The following is a 22,256-nucleotide window of genomic DNA, read 5'->3' on the forward strand; positions in this document are numbered from 1 at the left end:
CGCTGCACAGCACGTGACCTGCGTCCGTGCTGCCGCTGCGATCTGCCGCGCGACCGTCTGGGGTGATGAGATCGGCAGCTCTGAGGTGCACTTCACGCCGGGTGCGGTCCGAGCCGGGACCTACCACTTCGACGTGTGCGACGTGCAGCCCAGTGCCGGGTCGGTTACGTTGGTCCTGCAGGCTGTTTTGCCGCCGCTATTGTTCGCCGGCGGTCCGACGCGACTGATCCTGAAGGGCGGCACCGACGTCCCCTGGAGCCCCTCCTACGAGTACCTGCAGACCGCCTTCGTACCGGCGCTCCGACGTGCCGGTGTGCAGGTGTCGGTCCGAAGGCTTGCGGGCGGCTGGTACCCGGCTGGCGGCGGTGAGCTCCAGGTCGACCTCACACCTAGGTCGGAGCCGCTCAAGCCGCTGGTGCTCGAAGAGCGCGGAGACTTGCGCAGTCTCACGGTGTTCAGCACCGTATCGCAGAACCTGCCCGAGCATATTGTGGATCGCCAGGTGCAGGGAGCGCTGCGGGTCCTGCCAGACGGCCTCGCACCTTCGGTCAGGGTTCAGCGCGAACGTCCCTCAGGCGGTCCGGGCACTTGTCTGTGTGTTGGAGCAAGCTTTGGGAACGGCTTCGCTGCCTGTAGTGTTCTCGGTCAACGAGATAAGCCTGCTGAGCGAGTGGGCGAAGAGGCCGGTGAGGCCTTCGCCGACTTCCACAAGACAGGCGCAGCCCTTGACCTGCACCTGGCGGACCAACTGCTTCCCTATCTCGCGCTGGCCGCAGGAGACAGCGTGCTCCTTGCCGAAGACGCTACGGAGCACCAGCGCACGAATGCCTGGGTCATCAGCCAGTTTCTGCCGGTCCACATCGAGTTCTCCGGCGATGCACCGGTACACATCCATGTGACAGGAACCGGGCACCAGCCCGTCTGACACCAAGCCGGCGGCCATCCACCAACGGCGACTTTGGAGGCGACACCACATGGCCGACAACGAACGCCCCAACGAGGACGAAACCTACACGAAGGTCGACAAGCGCGCGGTCCACGAGGAGGCCGGGCAGTCCGAGGCTCCCGCCCAGGAAGCTGCGGCCGAGGAGGCTCCACCGGCTGCTTCACAGGAGCAGCCGCCTGCGGCCGAGCCCACTGGTGAGCAACCTCAGACCCTCGCCGAAATCGGCGTCAACGGCATCCTGCGCTTCTCGACCACGCTCCTGGTCGAGCAGGCGTGGATTGCCCTCGGCATCCATGCCGCTCCCGGCAAGGAGACCGCAACGAACCTGCCCGAAGCGCGGCTGGCCATCGACGTGTTGGGGTACCTGATCGACAAGCTCGGCCCGGACCTCGACGTCTCCGAGAAGCGCGAGATGGAAGCTCTGCTGACGAACCTGCGCATGAACTTCGTGCGCATCGCGGGCTAGGCGCTGTACGGCGAGACCGCTTCGGGCCCGCGAGGCTCGCGCGGACATCACCCGCAACACGCAGGGGAGGCAGGTCAGATGCAGCCCGTACTCTTCTCAGTCAGCTACGCCGGACTCTGGGGTCAGGCCCAACTCTCGCTGGAGGAGTTCATCCCGCACGCCGCCGAGTTGGGGTACGGGGCCGTCGAACTGACCGCCAAGCGTCCGCACCTGTCTCCCCTCGACTACCCTCTGAGCCGGGTACGCGAGTTGCGAGCCATCTGTGAGAAGTCGGAGGTGGAGGTCGCCTGCGTCGCCGCCTACACCGACTTCTGCGGTGGTGCCGAGGCGGCCGAAGTGCCCTTCGTGGAGATGCAGATCGCCTATATCGAGACGCTGAGTCGCCTCGCCGAGGAGCTGGGCTGCCACCTCGTGCGGGTCTTCACCGGCTATGAGCGACCGGGCATGACACCCGCTCAAGCCTGGAACCGCACCTGCGACGCACTCCGCGAGGCCTGCCGTCGAGTCGAGCCTTTGGGCGTTACGCTGGGCATCCAGAACCATCATGACGTGGCAGTGCACAGCCGTGCCCTGCTGGAGTTGCTCCAGGACATTGACTGCCCGAACTGCCGCCTGATGCTCGATCCCTGGTCACCGGCTCTGCGCGGCGAGGACCTCTACCAGACCGCCTGCGAGCTGGCTCCCCAGGTTGTGTACACGACCCTCGCCGACTACGTGCGCCTGCCAAGATTCCACTATGAGCCGAACCTGGTCAACTACCGCCGGGTTGAGCCCGACCTGGCTCGCGCGGTTCCCATGGGAGAAGGCGACATCGACAGCGCCAGCTTCCTCCGTGGCCTTCAAGAGGGCGGCTATGACGGCCCCGTCGCCTACGAGATGTGCTCGCCGCTGCGGGGTGGCGGGAGCATGAGTCACCTCGATGCCTGCGCCACCCGCTTCCTGCAGTGGTGCCGAACGAACGACTTCATCTAGGTCGGTGTCGGGTCGCCTGCTAGCCGCCGTAGAAGTTCTCGGCTGCGCCCCAGAAGAACATCTCGACCTGCGCCTCGCTCAGCCCCATCAGGTTGCGGAGGATGGCCAGGTCCTTGCCCACGTGAACCGGGGCGTTCTCTGCCAGCGATCCCGGGTGGCCGTCGATGCCGAACATCACATGCTCCATTCCGCAGAAGGCCACGGCTTTGCGCAGGGCCTCTTCACGCCAGGCGTCCGGGGTGCCCCGGCAGGTGTCGACCCACATCTGGATCTTGTCGCTCTGATAGCCTGCGGCAGCCCGGAAGCGTCCATAGACGGCGATGCACTCGTCGACCCAGGGCCAACTGATATGGGCCAGGGAGAAGCGCAGCCCCGGGAAGTTCACCAGCGCCTCGTAGAACACCGGGCGGCAGAAGCGCGAGCTGTCGGCGAAACCGTACAGGATGCCTGAGTGGAACTGGATCGGCTTGCCCAGCTCCTGCATCTTGGTGTAGACGGGCATGACGGCATCGTCACACGGGTACCAGTGGTCCGGGATCATCTTCACGCCGCGCAGCCCCCACTGGTTCACGGCATAGTCGATCTCCTCCACAATGCCCGGTGCCCGGGGCTCAGCCCACAGCAACCCGTAGATGCGCGAGGGATCGGCCGCCTGCACCTTCCCGATATGGTCGGCCGCAGCTCGCAGGTCGTCACGGTGGAACTCCCCCTGCCCGCGTGTTCCGGGGTACTTGCTGAACAGGCAGAGGCGCTCGATGCCCGCCTTGTCCATCTGGCGCAACACGTCCTCGCCCGTCTCGTCGCCCCGGCAATGTGAATGACAGTCCCAGATGCGCACGGTGCGTCACCTCATCCTTCGAAGTGTTGGCGTGCGGAGGGATTCGCTGCTGAGCCCCTCCAGACCTTCGCCAAAGCGACGCCTGGTGAGCTTTCGGCCCCGAAGGGATTGTGGTATACTCAGCTCCATGCTTCATCAGCGTCGGTTGCTCAGCCAGGGCGACCCCGTGCTTCTGCTTATCGTCGGTGTCCTCCTCGTTGGCGGGCTACTGATGATCTACAGCAGCACTCGCGCGGCGCTGCTGAATGCAGGCGATTCGCCCTTCGACAAGGTGCGGCTGCAGGTCGTGTGGCTCCTGGTCAGCCTCGTCGCCATGGCGGTTGTCATCGGCATCGACTACGAGCGCATCGGCGCCATGGCCCTGCCGATAATGGGTGCGGCGGTCTTCCTCCTGTGTGTTGTGCTCCTCATCGCGAAGGTCACGCCGGAGTCGGCCACCATCCGCGGCACGGTGCGCTGGATTGGCTTCGGACCTGTCAAGATCCAGCCGTCGGAGCTGGCCAAGGTTGCGGTCATCATCGCCCTCGGCCTCTTTCTTGTGCAGCGGGAGGACGAGGTTGACACACTGTCACTGGTCTCGCGCTCCCTGGTCTTCTCGCTGGTTCCCGCGGGCCTGATCTTCCTGCAGCCTGACCTGGGGACGCCGACGGTCATCATGTTCATCTGGCTGACGATGCTCTTCGTGGCCGGGGCGCGGGTCCGACACCTGGGAGCCTTCGTCCTGGCTGCAGTTCTACTCTTCGGGGCGGCCTGGAACGTCGGGGTGATACGGCCGCACCAGAAGGCCCGACTGACGGCCTTTTTGGCACCGGAGGAGGATCCCACCGGCGCCGGGTGGCAGTTACGCCAGTCGATGATCGCCATCGGCTCCGGGAACCTGTGGGGCCAGGGGCTGTTCCGGGGCAAGCAGACGCAGCTCAACTTCGTCCCGGACCAGGAGACCGACTTCATCTTCACGACCGTCGGTGAGGAGCTCGGTTTCGTAGGCTGCATGGTCACGATGGCCCTGTTCGCCGCCCTACTATGGCGGACGTTCTACATCGCCTCGCATGCCCGGGACTCGCTGGGGAGACTCATGGCGTGCGGCATTGCCGCCCTGTTCGGGATCCACGTCATCGTGAACATCGGCATGACCATCGGGCTGATGCCCGTCAAAGGGATGCCCCTGCCCTTCCTCAGCTACGGGGGAAGTAACCTTGTAACCAACATGATCTGCGTCGGGCTGCTCGAGAATATCTACATGCGGCGCCACAAGATTGTCTTTTGATCGTGCCTTGCTCCGCCGAGGCAGCCCATCACGCCTACCTCATCACCTATGCCTAAAGCAAACCGCAACGAACCCAACTACGTCATCGCAGGCTGGCAGGGCGTTACCGTCGAGATCCCCGACGACTGGAACATCGGGGCGATCAGCGGCGACACCAAGCAGGGCTATGTCCGCTTCGATGATGACACCCAGGCCCGTCTCGAGATCAAGTGGGCCACGGAACAGGGCTTTGTCGACCTCGACAAGGTCGTCCGCAACTACTTCTCCGACATCGAGAAGGCGCGCAAGAAGCACAAGCAGCCCGAGATCAAGCTCGACCCCGACATCAAGCTCATGAGCCGTCGCCGCCGGAAGAAGTCGGCTCTGCGCTGCTTCCACTGGAAGGGCGAGGTCGAGGCCTATGGTGCTGCGTGGCTGTGCAAGGACTGTGGGCGAACCATGATCGCGCAGGTCACCGTGCCTGCAGAAATGGACGCCGCCGATGCCCAGGAATTCGCTGCCTCGGTGCTCCTGAGCATCACCGACCATCCGACCGACGGCTGGGCGCTTTGGGCGGCCTACGGGTTCGCCTGCTGGATTCCCGCCGAGTTCAAGCTCACCACGCAGAAGCTGATGGCCGGCCTGATCGAACTCGAATTCGCGCTGGAGACGGAACGGATCAAAGTCGCACGCTGGGGCATGGCCGGCATCGCGCTCAAGAAGAAGAACCTGCACGACTGGGTCGGCGAGCAGATGGCGAAGACCTTCCGCAAGCATGAAGCGGCCGAGCCTGAGAAGGTCGAGCTCCATGGACACGAGGCTTTTGCCACCGTCGGCACTTCTGGGCTCTCGCTGGCTCAGCGCGTCCAGTGCTTCGTCGCGCACTGCACCGGCAAGGTCTATGCCGACCGCTTTTTGGCACGCACCTGGCACTGCCCTGACTCGAACCGTATCTTCTATGTTGAGGCCTTCCTTGACCGTGACCACGTGGGCCTGGTTGACGAAATGGTGGAGCGCATCCAGTGTCACGAGACGACTGAGGAGTGACGGCAGTTGACCGCTGTCCCCGGATCCTCTTCGTGCTCCGGTCTTGCCCGGGCCTGTCTGGCCCTGCTCCTGGCGCTGTGCTGGTATGCAGTCGCTGACGAAGCCCCGACTGCGCCGACGCCGCCGAAGACCGATACTCCGCAGGTCGCTGCCCCACAGGCACCGAAAGCCACTACCTCCGACCAACTCAAGCAGGCCGAGCAACTCCTCGCCGACGGCAAGAAGGACGAGGCGGAGAAGGTTCTGCTTCAAGCGGTCAAGGATGCGCCCCGTGAGGCGGTGCCGATGCTGCGTCTGGCCTCGCTCTATGGGTCCGTGGACCGCAAGGAAGAGGCCTTCGAGCTGTGCGCTCACGTGCTGACCAACCTCGATCCCAAGCAGGCCGACGCCGAGACGATGATTCACCGCCTGGTCTACCGAGGCAGGTTCTTGCGCGAGTGTCCTGTGTCGTACCTCAAGTGCCTCCCGGTCTCTGCCAGCGTCGATAGCTGCCGACTGAGTCGCGAGTTCCGTTTCAGCGGCGAGCCGGAGCGCTACTTCGCCTACACGACGTCGCTGCTGTTCCCCGAGGAGCTGACCAGCGGCAAACCGGCTCCCTGGGTTCCTCTGCCCACTTCGATCGGCAACGCCACCAGCACCATGTATAACCGCCTTGCCTACGGGATGCTTGATGACCCGGGCGGCGAGGTTCTGCGAACTCGCTGGGTACTGGGCTACCCCTCCTCAACCATCCTCAGCTCGGGCAAGGACTACTCACCGCTCGCAGCCCACATCCTGCAGGTCTTTCTGCGCACCCATGTCTACGCGCAGGAGTACCTGGGGCTGGACCGCGTCAATGCTGAGGGCCTGCCAATCCGCGTCTACCTGACCGAGGAGGGTCCTACCGGCGCCGAAGAGGTTGACGGCAAGGTCTTCTTCTTCAAGGTGGGCAACGGGCGAGACGGTGTCGAGTGGCTGCGTGAGGTCTGCCACGAGGCCGGACACCTGTTCCTGCCGCAGATCGGTCCCTTCGAGGGCGACGATCAGTGGGCGAATGGTGCGCTCGGCGAGAGGCTGTTCATGCAGTGGCTGATGGAGGAGGCCGGCAACGTCGCGGGTGACCGCTGGCCGAGCGAGGCCGCTAGCGAGGCCCTGGACAGCCTGTGGGGCTCCGACCATGTTGCCGCCGACGGTTACCTGGTTCGCAACTGCCGACTGCCGCTCAATGCCTGGCTCTCCCAGCCGCCGGAGTCCTTCCAGGGCAAAGACGCCTCGGAGCTCTTCGCGGGCTTCTGCCTGTGGGTGCAGGCCGCTCACGGCCGGCCCTTCCTCGCCGCCACACTGCGCGAGACCACCGGCACGACACCGGCGGACATCGTGGCGGCCTACCGTCGTATCGTCGCCAAGGTCACTGCAGGTCACCCGCTGAGCCTTGACGCCGGGTCGCTGAACCCCGTGACCAGCAAGCTCTCCCAGCCGCTGCGTGAGGGAGCTGTGCGTCGCGAGTCCGTCGTCCTGGGACAGGACGGCTACGCCGTCTTGCGCGTCTACCTGCCGGCGGGCAAGTGGACCGTCACTCTCGCCCACAACGGCCCGGGGGCTGCGAAGCTCGCTGTGACCACCGACGGTCAGGGACTCGTGATGGGCCCCGACAAGACGCCGCTGGACCTGGGCGAACTCGCGGACGGCTGGCACGAAATGAAGGTCCTATCTCTCTCGCCGGGACCGATCGAGCTCTTCGGCCTCACCTTCTCCTCCCATACTCCCGCGCCCAAGCAGCCCGAGCAGACCCCTGCGCCGTGAGTTCGTCGTCACAGGAGCCGACCGTCATGCGCCGTCAGCCCCTAACCGCTCTGCTGCTGGTCCTCACCCTGTCCGCGTGTGCCGGTGCTTCCGAGGCTCCCTACCCCGCCGGGAAGGCCTCCCATGTCAACGGCTATCTGGTCCTGCACCTTGCGGGTGACGGGGAGCAACTCGGCCACCAGCAGGCCCGCCTTGCCGGTCGTCTTGTGAAGCGCGTGGTCAAGGAGGTCCTCCTTGAGGGCGAAGCCGCCGGTGCGAAGTATGAGCCCATGATGCGCGGAGCAGCCGTCATGGAGCGCTACCTGCCCGAAGAGTGGCGCGCAGAGCTGAAGGCTCTGGCCCGGGACACCGGCCTGCGCTACCTGGACCTCGTTGCCCTGCAGCTCTTCGGCGACATCCAGCGGGGTCAGCGGTGCACGACCTATGCTGCTCTCGGTCCGGCGACGCGTTCGGGGGAGTGCATCGTGGGGCGTAACATGGACTTCTGGGATCACGGCGTGTCCCGGTATGCAGGCTGCATCCTGCACTACACCCCGTCGACCGGTCTCCCCTTCATGACCGTCTCGTGGTGCGGCATCATCAACGGCTGGACCGCGATGAACTCAGCCGGGATTGTGTGCGCAAACAACACGGCCTATGGTGGGAAGGATACCATCGAGGGGCTGTCCACCTGCTTCATGATTCGCAAGGTGGCCCAGTATGCGCGAACCGTCGAGGAGGGCGTTCGCATCGTCCAGGAGACTCCGCGCGCCTGTGGCACCAACCTGCTGATCGCGGGAGGTAACCCACCTGCAGCCGCGATCGTGGAGTTCGACCACGACAAGGTCGCCGTCCGCTGGGCACACAAGGGCTATGTCTGCGCCGACAACTCCTTCCGCCTACTGGGGCAGGTCACGACGCTTGCGGGGTTCGAGGGCGACGCTGGGTCTGAGGCCGGGCCTCGGACGGAGTCTCAGGACCTTCTGGAAGACGACAGCTTCGGCGGCTACTGGCTCTCGCGAGACCAGTTGCTGGCGAAGCTCATACGCACCAACTTCGGGCTGATCGACGACAGCATGAACTTCGCTGCCGCCGAGGGAGTGCCGATCCGCTCAATCAACCTCCAGAGCGCACTGCTATTCCCGCAGCGCCTTACCTTCCGGCTCTCCATGGGCAAGGTCCCGGCGGCCGACCAGGCCTACCGGCGCTTCGCCATGACACACCAAGGGATCGTCAGCGACAACTGAGCTGCGCTGCCGACGCCGTGCCCTACTTCGGACCCGTCGAAGGCTTCGCACCCGGAACCAGCGGCGGCTTGGTTGTTGTTGGCTGGCTCTGGAGAAGCTGAGGTCCCGTCGAAGAGCCGCCTAGGGTCGAGGTTGCCCCCGCGGCAACCGGGTACGTCGTCTCAGCCAGCTTCGCCAGGGTCTTGCAGTCGTACTTGGTGATGTGCCCCTGGAAGATCACGAACAAGCACCCGTCGCTGATGAGCGCGACCGGCTGGTTCACAACTACCTGCGGAGCTGCGGCTCCCGACGACAGCCCACCCACGGCACCCAGTCCGCCAAGAGCACCGAGCAGCCCCAGACCGCCTCCGCCACCCAGGCCGCCGAGTCCCAGATCGCCCAGCTCATCCATCTGGCAGTAGCCGGAGGTCGCCAGGCCAAGAGCCAGGATCACCATCAGACCCGCTACGCTTCTCATACGTGGACACCCCTTCCTGTCAGGACGGCATGTTTCAAGCCTGTCTCGTGCGTCGGTCCCTGTCTTGGCGTCGAAGGCAGACCGCCGGGACCGTCCCTGTGGCCTTCCTTCGTTGTCAACAGCGCCCACTCCTTGCCGGTTCCAAGGGACGTCACAGCTCGCGCTCTGAAGCGCGGTGAGAAGCTGACAACCGGCTGTCGCCAAAGACCCCGGCCGATGCTAAGCCGGGGTCTTTGGCGAAGGTCGGATTGTCTAGACGTTATCTATTCAGCGAGAACCTTGACCTGGTCGGCTCGGGGGCCCTTGGGGTCTTGGACCACCTCGAACTCGACACGAACTCCCTCCTCCAGCGAGCGATAGCCGTCGCCGAGGATGCCGGAGTAGTGGACGAAGACGTCCTCTCCCCCGCCGTCGCGTTCGATGAACCCATAGCCCTTCTGGTCATTGAACCACTTGACTTTGCCGGTCTCCACGTGCTACACCTCCTCTCCGCCCGAACCAGCGCGCCTTCTGAACCGGCAAGTCAAACGGACAATGCCATCAGAACCGGACTGGTTTCGCATGCTGCCTCACACCGTGCTGACCCTTCGGTCAGTAGACCTGAGCACAGCGTAACACATAAGTGCTACCTGTCCCAAGGGCGAAAATAGCACGATCGGCGAGAGACTGTCAACAGGTTTCTGTGCATCTCCTTACTTCCACCATGTGATGACATACCGTCTTTAGTATATCTTCAGCATCGTCAGGCCAAACGGCCGCGACCTTTCACAAAACGCCATATGCGACAGGAGGCACGGATACGTGAAGACCTATATCATGACTGACCTCGAAGGCTGTGCCGGAATCCCCAGTTGGCATGACTATGGCGCACCCGAACACCGCTGGTACGAGTATGCCCGGGAGCTTGTCACACTGGAGACGAGTGCAGCGGTGCAAGGCTGCCTCGATGCCGGGGCGACCGAGGTCCTCGTCGTAGACGGACATGGCCACGGCGCGATCAACCCTCTGCTCCTGCACCCTGAGGCGAAGCTGCTGTTCGGGCGCCCTCTCGGCTACCCCTTCGGCTGCGATGACAGCTTCGACGTCGCGCTCATGGTCGGGCAGCACGCCAAGGCGAACACCGACGGTGGTCACCTGTGCCACACCGGGTCCTTTTCGGTCGAGAACGAGACCATCAACGGGGTGTCCGTCGGGGAGATGGGCGTCAATATGCTCTTCTGCGCGTACTTCCACGTGCCCACCGTTCTCGTGTGCGGTGACGAGGCGGCGGCTGCGGAAGCTCGGGCCCTGGTGCCCAACATCGAGACCGCGGCGGTCAAACAGGGACTACGACGGGGCTCCGCGGAGGGGCTCACGACTGAGCAGAACAGCCGCTTCAACGGCGGTGCGATCCACCTGCACCCGACCCGTGCCCGCGAGCTGATTCGCGATCGTGCCCGGGCGGCCCTCACCCGTGCCTCCGAGATTCAGCCCTTCTGGCTTGAGCCGCCCTATGAGCGTGAGATGGTCCTGCGAGCCACCGAGGAAGAGCCCCGCAAGATCGGGCGCGCTCGGGCCAAGGACCTCCTCGAGCTGCTCGCGACTCCGCTGCAGTGGGAGCCGCTCAAGGACGAGTAGGCGCGACCGGCAGCAGTCCCTGCCGGGCCTACCCGCTCGCAAGCAGGGACTGCGCGAGGATCCGCACGGCAACTTCCATCGTCTTCACCGCATCCCCAAAATGCGAGGGCGGCTGGGTGCCTGCCTTCACGGCGTCGATGAACTCGCGGTTCTTGGCCTCGAAGCCGCCGTAGACGTGGAACTCGGCACTCCCGGCCTCCTCCTGGGTATCGAACTCTACTCCCTGTGTGTCGCCGTCCGCGTATAGGTGCCCTTTGCCCTCATGCTCTGCCTCTGCGCAGATCCCGGGAGCGTGCATCTCGACCTTGAAGATGCGGCGGCCACTGGTCCAGCTGTTCATCATGACCCCGGTCGCGCCGTTGTCGAACTCGAGCATCGCGGTGATGAAGTTGATGTCCGGCACCTGCACTCTGCGCGTGACACTGTGTATCCGGACCACCTCGCCCCCACAGATCCAGCGCAGCGTATCAATCGCATGGACCCCGTCGTCCATCATGTGGTCGCGCGCACCCAGGAAAGGCTTGGCTTCGCACTTGTAGAAGGTGCAGACGCCGTGGGTCATCGGGCCGCGCTTCAGGCACTCCTCACGCAGCTTCACGACCATCGGACAGGTCCGCCGCTGGAAGCTCACCTGGGTGATGCAGGACTTCTCGGCGGCCAGATAGGCCAGCGCCTGGGCCTCGTGCAACGTGATTCCCATCGGTTTCTCGATGTACAGGTTCAGCCCGTGCTGCAGGCACCAGGTCCACACGTCGTACATATCGTGGGGCGGACCGATCGCGTAGACCGCGTCCGGCGCCACGTCCTCGATCATCTTCTGGTAGTCGACGTACCGACGCTCGATCTCGTACTTGTCGCCCGTCGCCTTGAGCCGTTCCTCGTCGAGGTCGCACAGTGCCGCGATCTTGACGTCCTTGAAGGAGGCCAGGGAGGGATAGTGAACGCGGTTTGCCATTGCGCCGGCGCCGACCATCGCGACTCGTACTCGTCGCTTGCGTGATGGTCGCTTGCCTGAAGTCGGAGAGGCCATGTCAGATCACCTCGTGGCTGCGGGGAATGCGGTTCCTCTTCCCCACCGGGCCAAAGGCACCTTCCAGCGGCGTATCGCCTCGAGTCTTTGGCACCGCCTTCTGCGAAGTCCGGCGCACAGACGCCTTCAAGGTTCCCAGGGGCCAGACCTTCGGGTCTGGCCCTTTTCGTATGTGTGGGGCCGGTGGCAGGTGCGGCGGCAGGTCCCGCGGAAGTAGCACAACACTGCGTCTCATCCGGTGCTGCAGGAGGCAAACGCCATGCGTAAGGTCCTGTGGGTCGTTCTCCTTGCGGGTTGCATCGTCCAGTCCGCCTTCGCCGCCTACAGCATCGACGGCAACAAGGTCGTGTCGGGGCAGGTCCGCTTCAGCGTGTTGACGCCGACGCTGATCCGCCTCGAGACCTCGCCGACCGGCACCTTCGTCGACGATCCCTCGGTCCTTGCCGTGAACCGCAACTGGCCGACCAGCCAATTCCGGGTGACCATCGAGGACGAGTGGCTCGTGCTTCGCACCTCAGCGCTCGAACTCCGCTGGCTGGAGGGTCGGTTGCCCTTCGACGAGTCCAACCTGATGATCTCATGGAAGACCGGCGGCGCAGGCGGTACGTGGCGTCCCGGTCGTCAAGACACCGCTAACCTCCTGGGAACCCGCGGTGCCCTTGATGGCATTGGTCGCGGGAATCTGCCACCCTTAGGAAACGGCCTGCTCAGTCGCGAGGGATGGACCGTTCTCGACGACTCCCAGCGGCCGCTGTGGCTGGGTGAAGAGCAGTGGCTGAAGGAGCGCCCGGATCCGCGTGCGACCGACTGGTACTTCTTCGCCTACGGACAGCAGTACGGCCACCTGCTGCAGGAGTACGTCACGCTCTGCGGCCGGATTCCCATGCTGCCGCGGTATGCCTGGGGGACCTGGTACTCACGCTATTGGGCCTTCACGGATGCCGAGGAGAAGGCAATCGTGACCAAGTTTCGCGAGCTGGACATCCCGCTCGACGTGTTGGTCATCGATGTGGACTGGCACAAGTACGGCTGGGAAGGCTACGACTGGAACGAGAAGCTCTTCCCCGATCCCGAGGGCTTCCTCAGGTGGGTTCACGAGCAGGGCGTGCAGGTGACGGCCAACAACCACCCGGGCACTCCACTGCCGGTCGAGGATTCCCACCATGTGGACGCAGCGAAGATGGCAGGCGTCACCGGCGATGCACTGAAGCAGCCACTCGGCTGGAACCTCGCCGACCAGAAGAGCAACCGGGCCTTTGTGGAGGCGGTGCACTGGCCACTGGAGCGCATCGGCATCGACTTCTGGTGGATCGACGGCGCGGCCCCTTCGCGCATGAAGGGTCTCGACAGCTCGATGTGGTGCGCCAAGACCTACTTCGACGGCACCGGGCGCCGCACCGGTCAGCGATCACTCACCTTCAGCCGCTATGGGGGCCTGGGCCAGCACCGCTATCCGGCGGGCTTCTCCGGCGACGTCCACTCGGAATGGGACGTGCTCAACTACGAGGTGCGCTTCACTGCCCGGGCCGGGAACGTTGCCCTCCCCTACTGGTCGCATGACATCGGCGGGTTCCTGGGCAACCGTCTCGACCCCGAGCTGTACGTCCGCTGGTGCCAGTTCGGGTCGCTCAGCCCCGTGAACCGTCTCCACAGCGCTCACGGTATTCGCGAGCCCTGGGAGTACGGGGAGGACGCCCAGCGGATCGTCCGCGACTACTTCCAGCTTCGGCAGCGTCTCTTCCCCTACTTCAACACCTGCCAGCGCGAGGTCTACGACACCGGGATGCCGCTGTGTCGGGCACTCTACATGCACTGGCCACAGCTCGCAGAATCCTACGAGTACGACTACGAGTACATGCTCGGGCCGAGCCTGCTCGTGGCACCCGTGGCTACAAAGACGGATGGCGGTACGAGCCTCAAGGAGCTCTGGCTTCCGCCCGGTTACTGGTGGGACTACTGGACCGGCGAGCTCTACCAGGGGCCACGGCGCATGACCTACCGGGCACCGCTCGACCGCTGTCCCATGTTCGCCCGGGCCGGGGCCATCCTGCCGATGCAGCCCGACATGAGCTACCAGGGCCAGATGCAGCCGGACCCGCTCACGATCCACGTCTGGACGGGAGCCGACGGGAAGCTCGACCTGTATGAGGACGACGGCCTGACGCTGGCATACCAGCAGGACGGGTTCACAACCACGCCCCTACGCTACTCCGAGCAGGGCTCAAGGGCACGTCTGACCCTCGGACCTCGCCGCGGGAGCTTCGCCGGAGCTGCGGACGCTCGTGCCTATGATGTGCTGCTCCACGGCACTGCACGCCCGCTCTCGGTGACCTGCAACGATCGCAAGATCGGCTTCCGGCCGGCCGCTCCCATGCGCCCCGGTGAGTGGTGGGACTACGACGCGAAGACAGAGACGATGTCCCTCCACCTCCCGGAGAAGGTCACCCCCAAGACCGCGCTGGAGATCACCATCGAGGGCATATCACCGTCGGATTCCACAGCAGCCCGGACGCAGTTGACGGCCATGCGTGCCTGTGCCGATGCCGCCGTGCGGCTGGCCTCGGATGCCCATGTGCCGGAGGCGGCGCTGGATTCCCTGCGCAAAGCACTCAGCCTGGCCGACGCCGCGATTGCCCAAGTCCGCGAGGGCGCTGAGACCGGTCCTGCCATCGAGGCGACCACCGAGGCCTTCCGTCAGGCCTGGACTGCTCTCGGCGAGGTTCCGCAGGACAGCAGAACGCCGGTCCTGCAAGCCCTGGCCGGAGTCAGCGCAACCTCACGGCTGACCACTGTGCCCGCGTCCGGCCAGTACCAGGTGCGTTCACTCGTAGCCTCCGCCTACCCGATGCCGGGGTCACTGCTGGTCGCAGCTCCCTCGGAGCGCGTCAAGGCCGATCTGGTCGGCCCGGTGGTAGCCGATCTCGGCAGCTTCGCGCAGACGGGCGCGGGTACTCTGAGCTACACACTCAGAGCCCCGGACGTGAAGGGGCCTGTTCCCCTGGGCCTGCTCGAGACCGGTGCCTGCTTCACCCTCGACTGGAACGGCGTGGCAGTACCCATCCTTGCGTGCTCCGGCTTCGACTGCAGCTTCGTACAGCAGTGGCACCTGATCGGGCCCTTCCCCAATGCCGGTAGCAAGGGGCTCGCCACCGTCTACCCGCCGGAGCAGCACGTGGACCTCGGCAAGAGCTATCCCGGCGAAGGCGGCCTGGCCAAGTGGCAGACGACCTCATGGACTCTGCCCTCTCCTGATAGTGACCCAGCCGTCTTCGTTAACCTGGAGAAGCTGTTCAAACCCAAGGATCATGTGGTAGCCTATGCAGTGGCCTACCTCCTGGCCGACGAGGCGAAGGACGTCCTTCTGTCGGTGGGAACCGACGACGGTTGCAAGCTCTGGCTGAACGGGGAACTCAAGCTCGATCACCCGGAACCCAGGGCACCTGAGCCAGGCCAGGACAAGATCCCGGTGCATCTCAATCAGGGCGTCAACACCGTGCTCCTCAAAGTCGCCAACGAGGGCGGCCAGTGGGGCCTGTACCTTCAGGTGACCGGGCCGGACGGCAAGCCGGTCCCGGGCCTAAAGAGCACCTTGAGCCTCTAGGGGCCTGCTCTCCCTAGACCCTCTCGAAGGAAAGGAAGACTGACGATATGGCTTCAGAACACAAGCATTCCTGCCCAACCTGTGGAGGCGCGGCCTGCGCAGCGGGACATCTGTGCACCCCCGTGGATCACGAAGCGGAGAAGTGCGACTGGTGCGGCTCGATGATCGTCAACGAGCGCCACATGTGCTCGGGCAAGCTTCCCCAGGTGGCCTACATCTGCAACTCCTGCGGCCGCACGGCCGTCAGCCCGGAGTACCTGTGTAAGCCGGAGAAGATCAAGTAGCCTCCCTGTTGCCGTCCGGGCAGGCCCTCGCTGAGGATCCTGCCCGGACGGTGGCAAGCCCACCAGACTACTCGCCGCTCCTGTACTGACCAACGAGGGACTCCATGACACCGAATGAGCGTCTGCTGGCCGTCTTCCAGGGCAAGCAGCCGGACGTGATCCCCTGGCACGCCGACCTCACCTACTGGTACAACGCCCAGAGAGTCTGGGACAGGCTGCCGGAAGCCTGGCGTGGCGACGGCGTCCGCCGGATGTACACAGACCTGCGTGCCGGGTGCCATGAGCACGCTCTCTTCAACCCCTGGCGTCAGGAGTTCGAGGGGACCGAGACAACCGTCGAGACCTATGAGGAAGGCGGCGTGCAGCTCCAGCGGACACAGTGGCACACGCCGGTCGGCAGTCTGACGCAGATCAAGCAGTACGAGCCGCAGGCCGCCACCTGGGCCTACCGCAAGTACCCCGTCGCCGGCCAGGAGGACCTGCGCACTCTCCGCTGGATGTATGAGCACCTCAAGGTGACGCCCAACTTCGGCCCGGAGGAGGAGGCGCTTGAGTTCTGGAAGGACTGGGGCCTGCCGAGCAGTGTTCCTCCTCGCAGCCCCATGGCGCACCTGATCGTGATCTGGGCCGGCGTCACCAACACGTCCTATGCCCTTGCGGACTGCCCGGAGGAGGTCGAGCGCACCCTCTGGAGGATGCACGAGGCCGAGGACCCCATCTACGAGGCCTGTGCGCAGGCCCCGGCGCCCCTGGTCTACTTCGGGGAGAACATCACCGGCGAGGTCGTCAGCCCTTCGCTCTTTGACCGCTACTACCGGCCCTTCTACGCGCAGCGCGTGCCCCAACTCCATGCCGCGGGCAAGTTCATCTTCGTCCATGTGGACGGCGCCTTCCGCAACATCCTCAAGCCGCTCGCAGCCACCGGAGTCGACTGTGCCCAGTCGCTCACCCCGGCGCCGGTGGGTGATGTGCCGGTTTCCGAGATGCGCCAGGTCGCGGGGCCGGACCTGATCCTGTGGGGAGGCGTTCCGGCCGCCTTCTTCTCGCCACTGTATCCCGAGCAGGCGCTCATCGACATCGTCCTGGAGTGCCTGCGTCGCTACAAGCACGACGGCAAGTTCATGCTCTGCGTCTGCGACCAGGTACCGCCGGATGGGGTCATCGAGCGCGTGCGTCTTGTGTCGGAGTTGGTCGAGGAGCACGGCGTCCTCGACCGCTGAGAACCGGGCCGTCGCATCACGTACCTTTGTTCGTCGGCCATGCGTCTGACGACGTCGAACCGCGACTTGACACCCGGTCACCTATCCACTAAGCTACCTTCGAAAACGCCCCAGGCTTGCTGTATGTGTAGCGTGCATCCGGCCCGGGGCGTCCCCGTTTCTGCATGCCCGCAACCCGTGGCGCCCCCGGGGCTCACGGGAGGAGCCGACAGACGTGTTGTCGCCGTGCACCGCCGCCAGTGTCCCTTCTCAGTCGTGCGGAAGGGGGTACTCTCAGACCCGGCCTGCCTGCAGTCTGTTGGAGGAACCACGGGGCCGACCCCGGTGCCACTTTGGAGGGATCAAGACCTTGTCACAGAGCTTCTGTAGCGGTCTATTCGGGTCGTGCGGTGTGCGCGGTATTGTGGGCGAGACGATCACGGAAGAGACCGTCGGTCGGCTGTCGCGAGCCTTCGCTCAGCACCTCGGTGCGGGCGCGAAGGTCTGTGTCGGCCGCGATACCCGCCGTAGCGGTCCGATGCTGCAAGAGCAGCTCGTGGCCGAGCTTATTCGCGGCGGCCTTGATGTCACCACGATGGGCGTCGTTTCAACCCCCGGGCTGTACTTCCTGACGCGCGAGCTTGGCTTCGATGCCGGCGTCATGGTCACCGCCAGCCACAATCCACCCGAGTACAATGGGTTCAAGTTCTGCAACGCCGAGGGCATGTGCGCCGACCAGGAGGCCATTGCCGAGAGGTACTTCAACCCTCCCGCTGTGAGCGCCACAACCACCGGCACCGTCACGGAACGCGACGGTGCGCAGGAGTTCTTCCGGTGTCTGGCCGAGATCTGTCCGCCTCCGGCCCGCAAGCTCCGACTCGTAGTCGACTGCGCCTGTGGTCCGAACTCGCTGCACCTTCCGGCTTTCCTGCGCGCACAGGGGCACGAGGTCCTGGAGTACAACTGCGAGCCGGACCTAGAGAAGTGCGACCGCGATCCCGAGCCCATGCCCAAGACCCTTGGCAACACCATTGCCTTCTTGCGCGAGCAACAGGCCGATGCCGGCTTCTGCTTCGACGGCGACAATGACCGGCTTGTCTTCCTCGACCGAGAGGGCTTCCTCGGCTTCCAGATCGGCAACGCGAGCATCGCCCAGATCGTGCTTGAGGATTCCGCCTCCAAGGAGGTGATCGCCTCCGTCGAGACCGGACGCTTCGTTGAGGATGCCATCCGCAAGGTCGGCGGAACGCTCTGGCGAACCGTCGTCGGGGATGTCTATGTCGCTGCGACAGTGAAGGCCCGAGGGGCTGCCATGGGCACGGAGGAGTGCGGCCATTACATCCTCCCGCGTGCCGGGTTCTTCTCCGAGACCGTGTACCCCGCGACCCTCATGCTGGCACGCCGCGACATCAACTCGCTTCGCCAGGCGTTCTCCCTTCAGCCTGCCGTCTACGCTGCGGATCGCCGCATCGACTGCCTCGAGGACCGCAAGAGGGATACCATGGGGAAGATCGCGGCGCAGATGACGCAACTCGACGGAAAGGTCATCACCCTGGATGGCGTGCGTGTGGACTGGGAGGACGGATGGCTCCTGGTCCGTCCCAGCGGCACCTCGCCCTACATGAAAGTAAACGCCGAAGCCTTCTCCCAGGACCGCCTCGACCAACTCGTGGCGATGGGCGTCGGCTTCGTACAGGAGGCCCTGCGATGAAAGCAGTCATCCTCTCCGCCGGCACCGGCCAGCGAGTGTTCCCCCTGGCGGTCAACAAGCCGAAGCCCATGTTCAAGCTTCTGAACCACCCACTGATGGAGTACGTCGTCGAGGAACTTGCGGCGGCAGAGATCAATGAAGCGGTCGTCGTCGTGGGGCACAACTCGGAGCAGATCCTCGAGTTCTTCGGGACCGAGAGCCACGGCGTGGCCATGAGCTACGTCATCCAGGACCAGCCGAAGGGAATGGCGGATGCGCTCCTGGCGGCCGAGGAGGCCGTCAATGGCGAGCGGTTCCTGGTAGTCAACGGCGACGACGTGTTCGACCCCGGCCTGGTCAAGAAGATGCTCCCGGTCGCGATCAACTCCGAGATCGTTTTCGCCTGCCAGCCTGTCGAGGAGACCTGGAAGTTCGGCATCCTCAGCCTCAACGGCGACCGCGTTGCCGGGATCGTCGAGAAGCCGGACAAGGGCCAGGAGCCTTCGAACAACGCCGTCATCGGCGTCTACATGCTGTCGCCGGACATCTTCGACTACATCCGCAAGGTCCCGCCGGGAGATTCGCAGTACGAGCAGGCTGTGCAGAAGATGATCGAGGACAACAAGGACGTCCGCGCTGTCACCTACGACAGCTTCTTCGGCTCCTACAAGCTCCCGTGGGACTTGCTGCGTCTCAACGAGCACTTCCTCAGCAAGCTGCAGTCGTACACGGCACCGACGGCGCAGATCTCGCCCCATGCTGCGATCGAGGGCGACCACATCTACATCGGGGAGAACGTGCGCATCCTCGAGCATGCCACCGTCAAGGGCCCCTGCTACATCGGAGACAACGTGGTCATCGGCAACAACAGCCTGGTGCGTGGCTCGTCGTCGATCGGCACCGGCTCGGTCATCGGCTATGGCACCGAGGTCAAGTACTCGATCATCGGCGACAACTGCTGGACGCACTCCTCCTACGTCGGCGACTCGGTCATTGGTGACAACTGCTCGCTGGGCGCCGGCACCATCACCGCCAACCTGCGCTTCGATGAGCGCAACATCTTCGTCGATGTGCTGGGGAAGGGCAAGATGGACTCGGGCTGCAACAAGCTGGGCGCGATCATGGCCGACAACTGCAAGACCGGGAGCAATGCCACGCTGATGCCCGGTGTGAAGATCGGCCCGCAGTCGATTGTCGGCCCCGGGGTTCTGATGGCCAGTGACCTCGGCCCGAACAAGATCGCCCTGCAGCGCAAGGACTCCGTGGAGATCCGCGACAACCCGGTTGCCATGGGACCGCAGTCGAGCGAGGAATTGCGGGAGAACCTGCTCAGGTACATGCCCAAGAAGTAGACGCCACCCATCCGGTTCGGGGGGCCAACATGTCGGAACGTGACCGCAGACCTGAGGGGATCGGGCCGGGCTTCCAGTTCGACACGAAGTACGATCGTGTCAGAGGCCCGAAGCCCTGTCCGTGGGCGAAGAAGACGCCACCCTTCAAGCGCTACGAGACGCCGGTGGCCGTCGTCGACCTTCCCGAGCCAGAGCAGACGGGCGGTGAGTTGTGGGCGGCCATTGCGCACCGGCGCTCACGGCGGCACTTCAGTGACGCACCGGTGGCTCTGAAGACGCTTTCGCAGCTCTTGTGGGCCACGCAGGGCGTCACGTCGAAAGAGGGCGGAGGCCTGCTCCGCGCCACGGCCTCCGCAGGCGCCCTGTACCCGAACGAGACCTATCTCGTCCTCAACCGAGTGGAGGGCGTCGGACCGGGCATCGCCCACTACGACCTCCGCCACCATCAGTTGCACCTGCTGGTCGAGGGTGACTTCGGCCAGGCCTGTGCCGAGGCATGCCTTGACCAGGGCTTCTGCGCCACAGCTCAAGTAGTCTTCGCCTGGGGTGCGGTCGTCTCGCGCTGCGCACAGCGCTACGGCGACCGCGCCTATCGCTATGTCTACCTGGATGCCGGCCACCTTGGGGGGCAGCTCCAGCTCGCCGCCGAAGCACTGGGACTGGGGAGCTGCAACATCGGCGCGTTCCTCGACGACGAGATCAACGGTCTGTTCGGCCTCGACGGCGTAGCAGAGACGATTGTGTATCTGGCCGCCGTCGGCTCGCCGCGATAGCGAATGAGTCTCCGTCACCTCTCCGCTCTTCTCGTCACTTCCGGCTTTGCCGCAGGGGTGCTCCAGGTCCTGCTCATCCGAGAGCTCCTCCTGACCTGCTTCGGCAACGAGATTGCCCTGGGGCTGATGTTGTCTGCCTGGCTGCTGGCCGGTGCCCTGGGCGCTGCACTCGTCGGCCGCAGAGCGGCTGCCGACGCGGCCGGGGACCTGCGGGCTGTGCTCACAACAGCCGCGCTACTTCTCCCCGCTTCCTTTGTCGCGATAGTCTTCGCACGCGTCTACCCCGTGCTGGCCTGCGCGGTGCCCATGAAGCTCGCGCAGGTCTTCGCCCAGAATGCCAGGCTGGAGCGGCGGTTCACGGTCTACCTGGCAGCTCAGCCGGGCGAGATGCTGGGCCCCTTCCACCGGGTGCTCGTCAGCTGCGGCACGGCGCTTCTCCCCGCTCTGCTGGCGGGCATGCTGTTCACTCTCAGCCTGCGCCTCTACCAGTCGGCCGTGCGATCGCAGGCCGGTGCTTCCGGACGCGCTTACGCTCTGGACTCCGTGGGCCACCTGCTCGGCGGTGTTCTGCTTGGCTGGGTCGCCGTGACGGTGCTCAGCCCCTTCCTCGTTGTGTCGGTCGCCTGCGCTTTGCTGTATGCGTGCGTTGTGTGCCTCGCACAGTCGGCTCGGGCGGTGCGGACCGGCTGGCTTGTCGCTCTGGGTCTGGTCCTCGCCGCCGGTCTGGGCCTGGCCTTCCCGCTGCAGCCCTGGTCCTCGACCTTGCGTTGGCAGAACCGGGAGATTGTCGACCAGGTCAGCTCCCTCTACGGACACGTCGCCGTCGCGAGACAGGGCAAGGAGGGCGTCGTGTTCTACGAGAACGGGACGCCTACGGGTCTGTCACCGGCGCTGCCGCGGGTGCAGGAGTTCGTGCAGTTCGCCATGCTCCAGCACCTCGCACCCCGACGGGTCCTACTGATCGGCGGCGGGGCGACCGGCGGCCTTCAGGAGGTCCTGAAGCACCGGCCGGAGGCAGTCGACTACTCGGAGCTTGACCCGGCCCTGTTGCGATTCGCGGCGAAGTGGGTTCAGGGAGCGGACCGCAAGGCCCTCGGCGACCCGCACGTGAGGATACTCACGCAGGACGGTCGCCGGGTCGTCAAGCAAGCGGCCGCCGGGCTCCGACCCAGGTACGATGTGATCCTGCTCATGCTCCCGGACCCTTCCACGGCGATGCTCAACCGCTTCTACACCCGGGAGTGGTTCGGCGAGGCAAAGTCGGCGCTGAACCCGGGCGGTGTGCTGGCCTGGGAGATGTCCTCCACTCGGCACTACTTCGGCCGGTCGCTGCTGATGATGAACACGGCGATCCTCGAAGCCACGAAGCCGGCCTTCCCGCGCAAGGCTTTCATGACCGGAGACGACACCCTTGCGGTCGCAGTCGGAGACGAGGAGTCGGCGCTCAACGACGGGTACCGGGTGCTTGCCCGTCGCCTCAACCAGCGCCACGTGAGGGCACCCGGGTTCCTCTCCGTCGCTCGCGACCGCCTCGACCCCTACAACAAGCGATACGTTCTGGAGGAGCTGCGCAAGGCGCCGCCGTCGCCGCCCGTGAATGGCGACTTCGAGCCCGTGGGGTACTTCTACGATCAGGCGATGTGGATCGGGCTGTACTACCCGGATCTCGAGGCCCTGTACCTGCGGCTGTCGGACCTGCGTCCGGCGAAGCTGTACCTGCCGGGAGGCGT

The 22,256-nt window shown here is 65.0% G+C and carries 19 protein-coding genes; 15 read left to right on the forward strand and 4 right to left on the reverse strand.

What is annotated here, in order from left to right; genetic code table 11:
* From rtcA to ABFE16_12930, 3 genes are all read left to right on the forward strand, one after another.
* On the forward strand, positions 1-925 hold a 925-nt coding region (rtcA, locus tag ABFE16_12920; protein MEN6346194.1), incomplete at its 5' end, for an RNA 3'-terminal phosphate cyclase.
* Between the two features lie 49 nt (positions 926-974).
* On the forward strand, positions 975-1,412 hold the full coding sequence (locus tag ABFE16_12925; protein MEN6346195.1) for a DUF1844 domain-containing protein: 438 nt from the start codon (positions 975-977) through the stop codon (positions 1,410-1,412).
* Between the two features lie 78 nt (positions 1,413-1,490).
* Entirely contained in the window at positions 1,491-2,384 is an 894-nt protein-coding gene (locus ABFE16_12930) for a sugar phosphate isomerase/epimerase family protein (protein MEN6346196.1), read from the forward strand.
* A gap of 19 nt (positions 2,385-2,403) precedes the next feature.
* Here the strand turns inward: ABFE16_12930 and ABFE16_12935 are convergent, their stop codons facing one another.
* Positions 2,404-3,222 (reverse strand): amidohydrolase family protein, encoded by an 819-nt coding sequence (locus ABFE16_12935; protein ID MEN6346197.1) that lies wholly within the window; start codon positions 3,220-3,222, stop codon positions 2,404-2,406.
* A gap of 127 nt (positions 3,223-3,349) precedes the next feature.
* Here ABFE16_12935 and rodA point away from each other — a divergent pair, with 127 nt between their 5' ends.
* The 4 genes from rodA to ABFE16_12955 are packed head-to-tail and all read left to right on the forward strand — an operon-like array spanning position 3,350 to position 8,523.
* Entirely contained in the window at positions 3,350-4,489 is a 1,140-nt protein-coding gene (gene rodA / locus ABFE16_12940; GenBank protein ID MEN6346198.1) for a rod shape-determining protein RodA, read from the forward strand.
* A gap of 48 nt (positions 4,490-4,537) precedes the next feature.
* Positions 4,538-5,515, forward strand: coding sequence for a hypothetical protein (locus ABFE16_12945; protein ID MEN6346199.1), 978 nt, complete (start codon positions 4,538-4,540; stop codon positions 5,513-5,515).
* A 6-nt stretch (positions 5,516-5,521) separates the two neighbouring features.
* Positions 5,522-7,297, forward strand: coding sequence for a hypothetical protein (locus ABFE16_12950; protein MEN6346200.1), 1,776 nt, complete (start codon positions 5,522-5,524; stop codon positions 7,295-7,297).
* Between the two features lie 26 nt (positions 7,298-7,323).
* Positions 7,324-8,523 carry a C45 family peptidase gene (locus tag ABFE16_12955; protein MEN6346201.1) on the forward strand — a complete coding sequence of 400 codons (1,200 nt, stop codon included), beginning with the start codon at positions 7,324-7,326 and terminating at the stop codon, positions 8,521-8,523.
* A gap of 22 nt (positions 8,524-8,545) precedes the next feature.
* On the opposite strand, the gene ABFE16_12960 is transcribed toward ABFE16_12955, so the two are convergent.
* Both ABFE16_12960 and ABFE16_12965 read right to left on the reverse strand, forming a co-directional pair.
* Positions 8,546-8,980 carry a hypothetical protein gene (locus ABFE16_12960; GenBank protein MEN6346202.1) on the reverse strand — a complete coding sequence of 145 codons (435 nt, stop codon included), beginning with the start codon at positions 8,978-8,980 and terminating at the stop codon, positions 8,546-8,548.
* Positions 8,981-9,243: 263 nt separating this feature from the next.
* Positions 9,244-9,453 carry a cold-shock protein gene (locus tag ABFE16_12965; GenBank protein ID MEN6346203.1) on the reverse strand — a complete coding sequence of 70 codons (210 nt, stop codon included), beginning with the start codon at positions 9,451-9,453 and terminating at the stop codon, positions 9,244-9,246.
* 328 nt (positions 9,454-9,781) lie between these two features.
* Here ABFE16_12965 and ABFE16_12970 point away from each other — a divergent pair, with 328 nt between their 5' ends.
* Positions 9,782-10,597 carry a M55 family metallopeptidase gene (locus tag ABFE16_12970; GenBank protein MEN6346204.1) on the forward strand — a complete coding sequence of 272 codons (816 nt, stop codon included), beginning with the start codon at positions 9,782-9,784 and terminating at the stop codon, positions 10,595-10,597.
* A gap of 28 nt (positions 10,598-10,625) precedes the next feature.
* Here ABFE16_12970 and ABFE16_12975 read toward each other — a convergent pair whose 3' ends face one another.
* On the reverse strand, positions 10,626-11,627 hold the full coding sequence (locus ABFE16_12975) for a Gfo/Idh/MocA family oxidoreductase (GenBank protein MEN6346205.1): 1,002 nt from the start codon (positions 11,625-11,627) through the stop codon (positions 10,626-10,628).
* Between the two features lie 259 nt (positions 11,628-11,886).
* Between ABFE16_12975 and ABFE16_12980 the strand changes: the two genes are divergently transcribed.
* From ABFE16_12980 to ABFE16_13010, 7 genes are all read left to right on the forward strand, one after another.
* A complete protein-coding gene (locus ABFE16_12980; GenBank protein ID MEN6346206.1) occupies positions 11,887-15,228 on the forward strand; it encodes a TIM-barrel domain-containing protein in 3,342 nt (1,113 codons plus the stop codon).
* Positions 15,229-15,275: 47 nt separating this feature from the next.
* Positions 15,276-15,512, forward strand: a complete 237-nt coding sequence (locus ABFE16_12985; GenBank protein MEN6346207.1) for a hypothetical protein — start codon at positions 15,276-15,278, stop codon at positions 15,510-15,512.
* Between the two features lie 104 nt (positions 15,513-15,616).
* On the forward strand, positions 15,617-16,732 hold the full coding sequence (locus ABFE16_12990) for a uroporphyrinogen decarboxylase family protein (protein ID MEN6346208.1): 1,116 nt from the start codon (positions 15,617-15,619) through the stop codon (positions 16,730-16,732).
* Positions 16,733-16,946: 214 nt separating this feature from the next.
* Positions 16,947-18,422, forward strand: coding sequence for a hypothetical protein (locus ABFE16_12995; GenBank protein ID MEN6346209.1), 1,476 nt, complete (start codon positions 16,947-16,949; stop codon positions 18,420-18,422).
* A complete protein-coding gene (glmU, locus tag ABFE16_13000) occupies positions 18,419-19,753 on the forward strand; it encodes a bifunctional sugar-1-phosphate nucleotidylyltransferase/acetyltransferase (GenBank protein MEN6346210.1) in 1,335 nt (444 codons plus the stop codon). Before ABFE16_12995 ends, glmU begins: the two co-directional genes overlap by 4 nt.
* A gap of 29 nt (positions 19,754-19,782) precedes the next feature.
* Positions 19,783-20,526 carry a SagB/ThcOx family dehydrogenase gene (locus tag ABFE16_13005; GenBank protein ID MEN6346211.1) on the forward strand — a complete coding sequence of 248 codons (744 nt, stop codon included), beginning with the start codon at positions 19,783-19,785 and terminating at the stop codon, positions 20,524-20,526.
* 3 nt (positions 20,527-20,529) lie between these two features.
* The coding region (locus ABFE16_13010; GenBank protein ID MEN6346212.1) for a hypothetical protein at positions 20,530-22,256 on the forward strand (1,727 nt) is incomplete at its 3' end.

It is taken from the genome of Armatimonadia bacterium, from assembly GCA_039679385.1.
GTDB lineage: Bacteria > Armatimonadota > Zipacnadia > Zipacnadales > JABUFB01 > JAJFTQ01.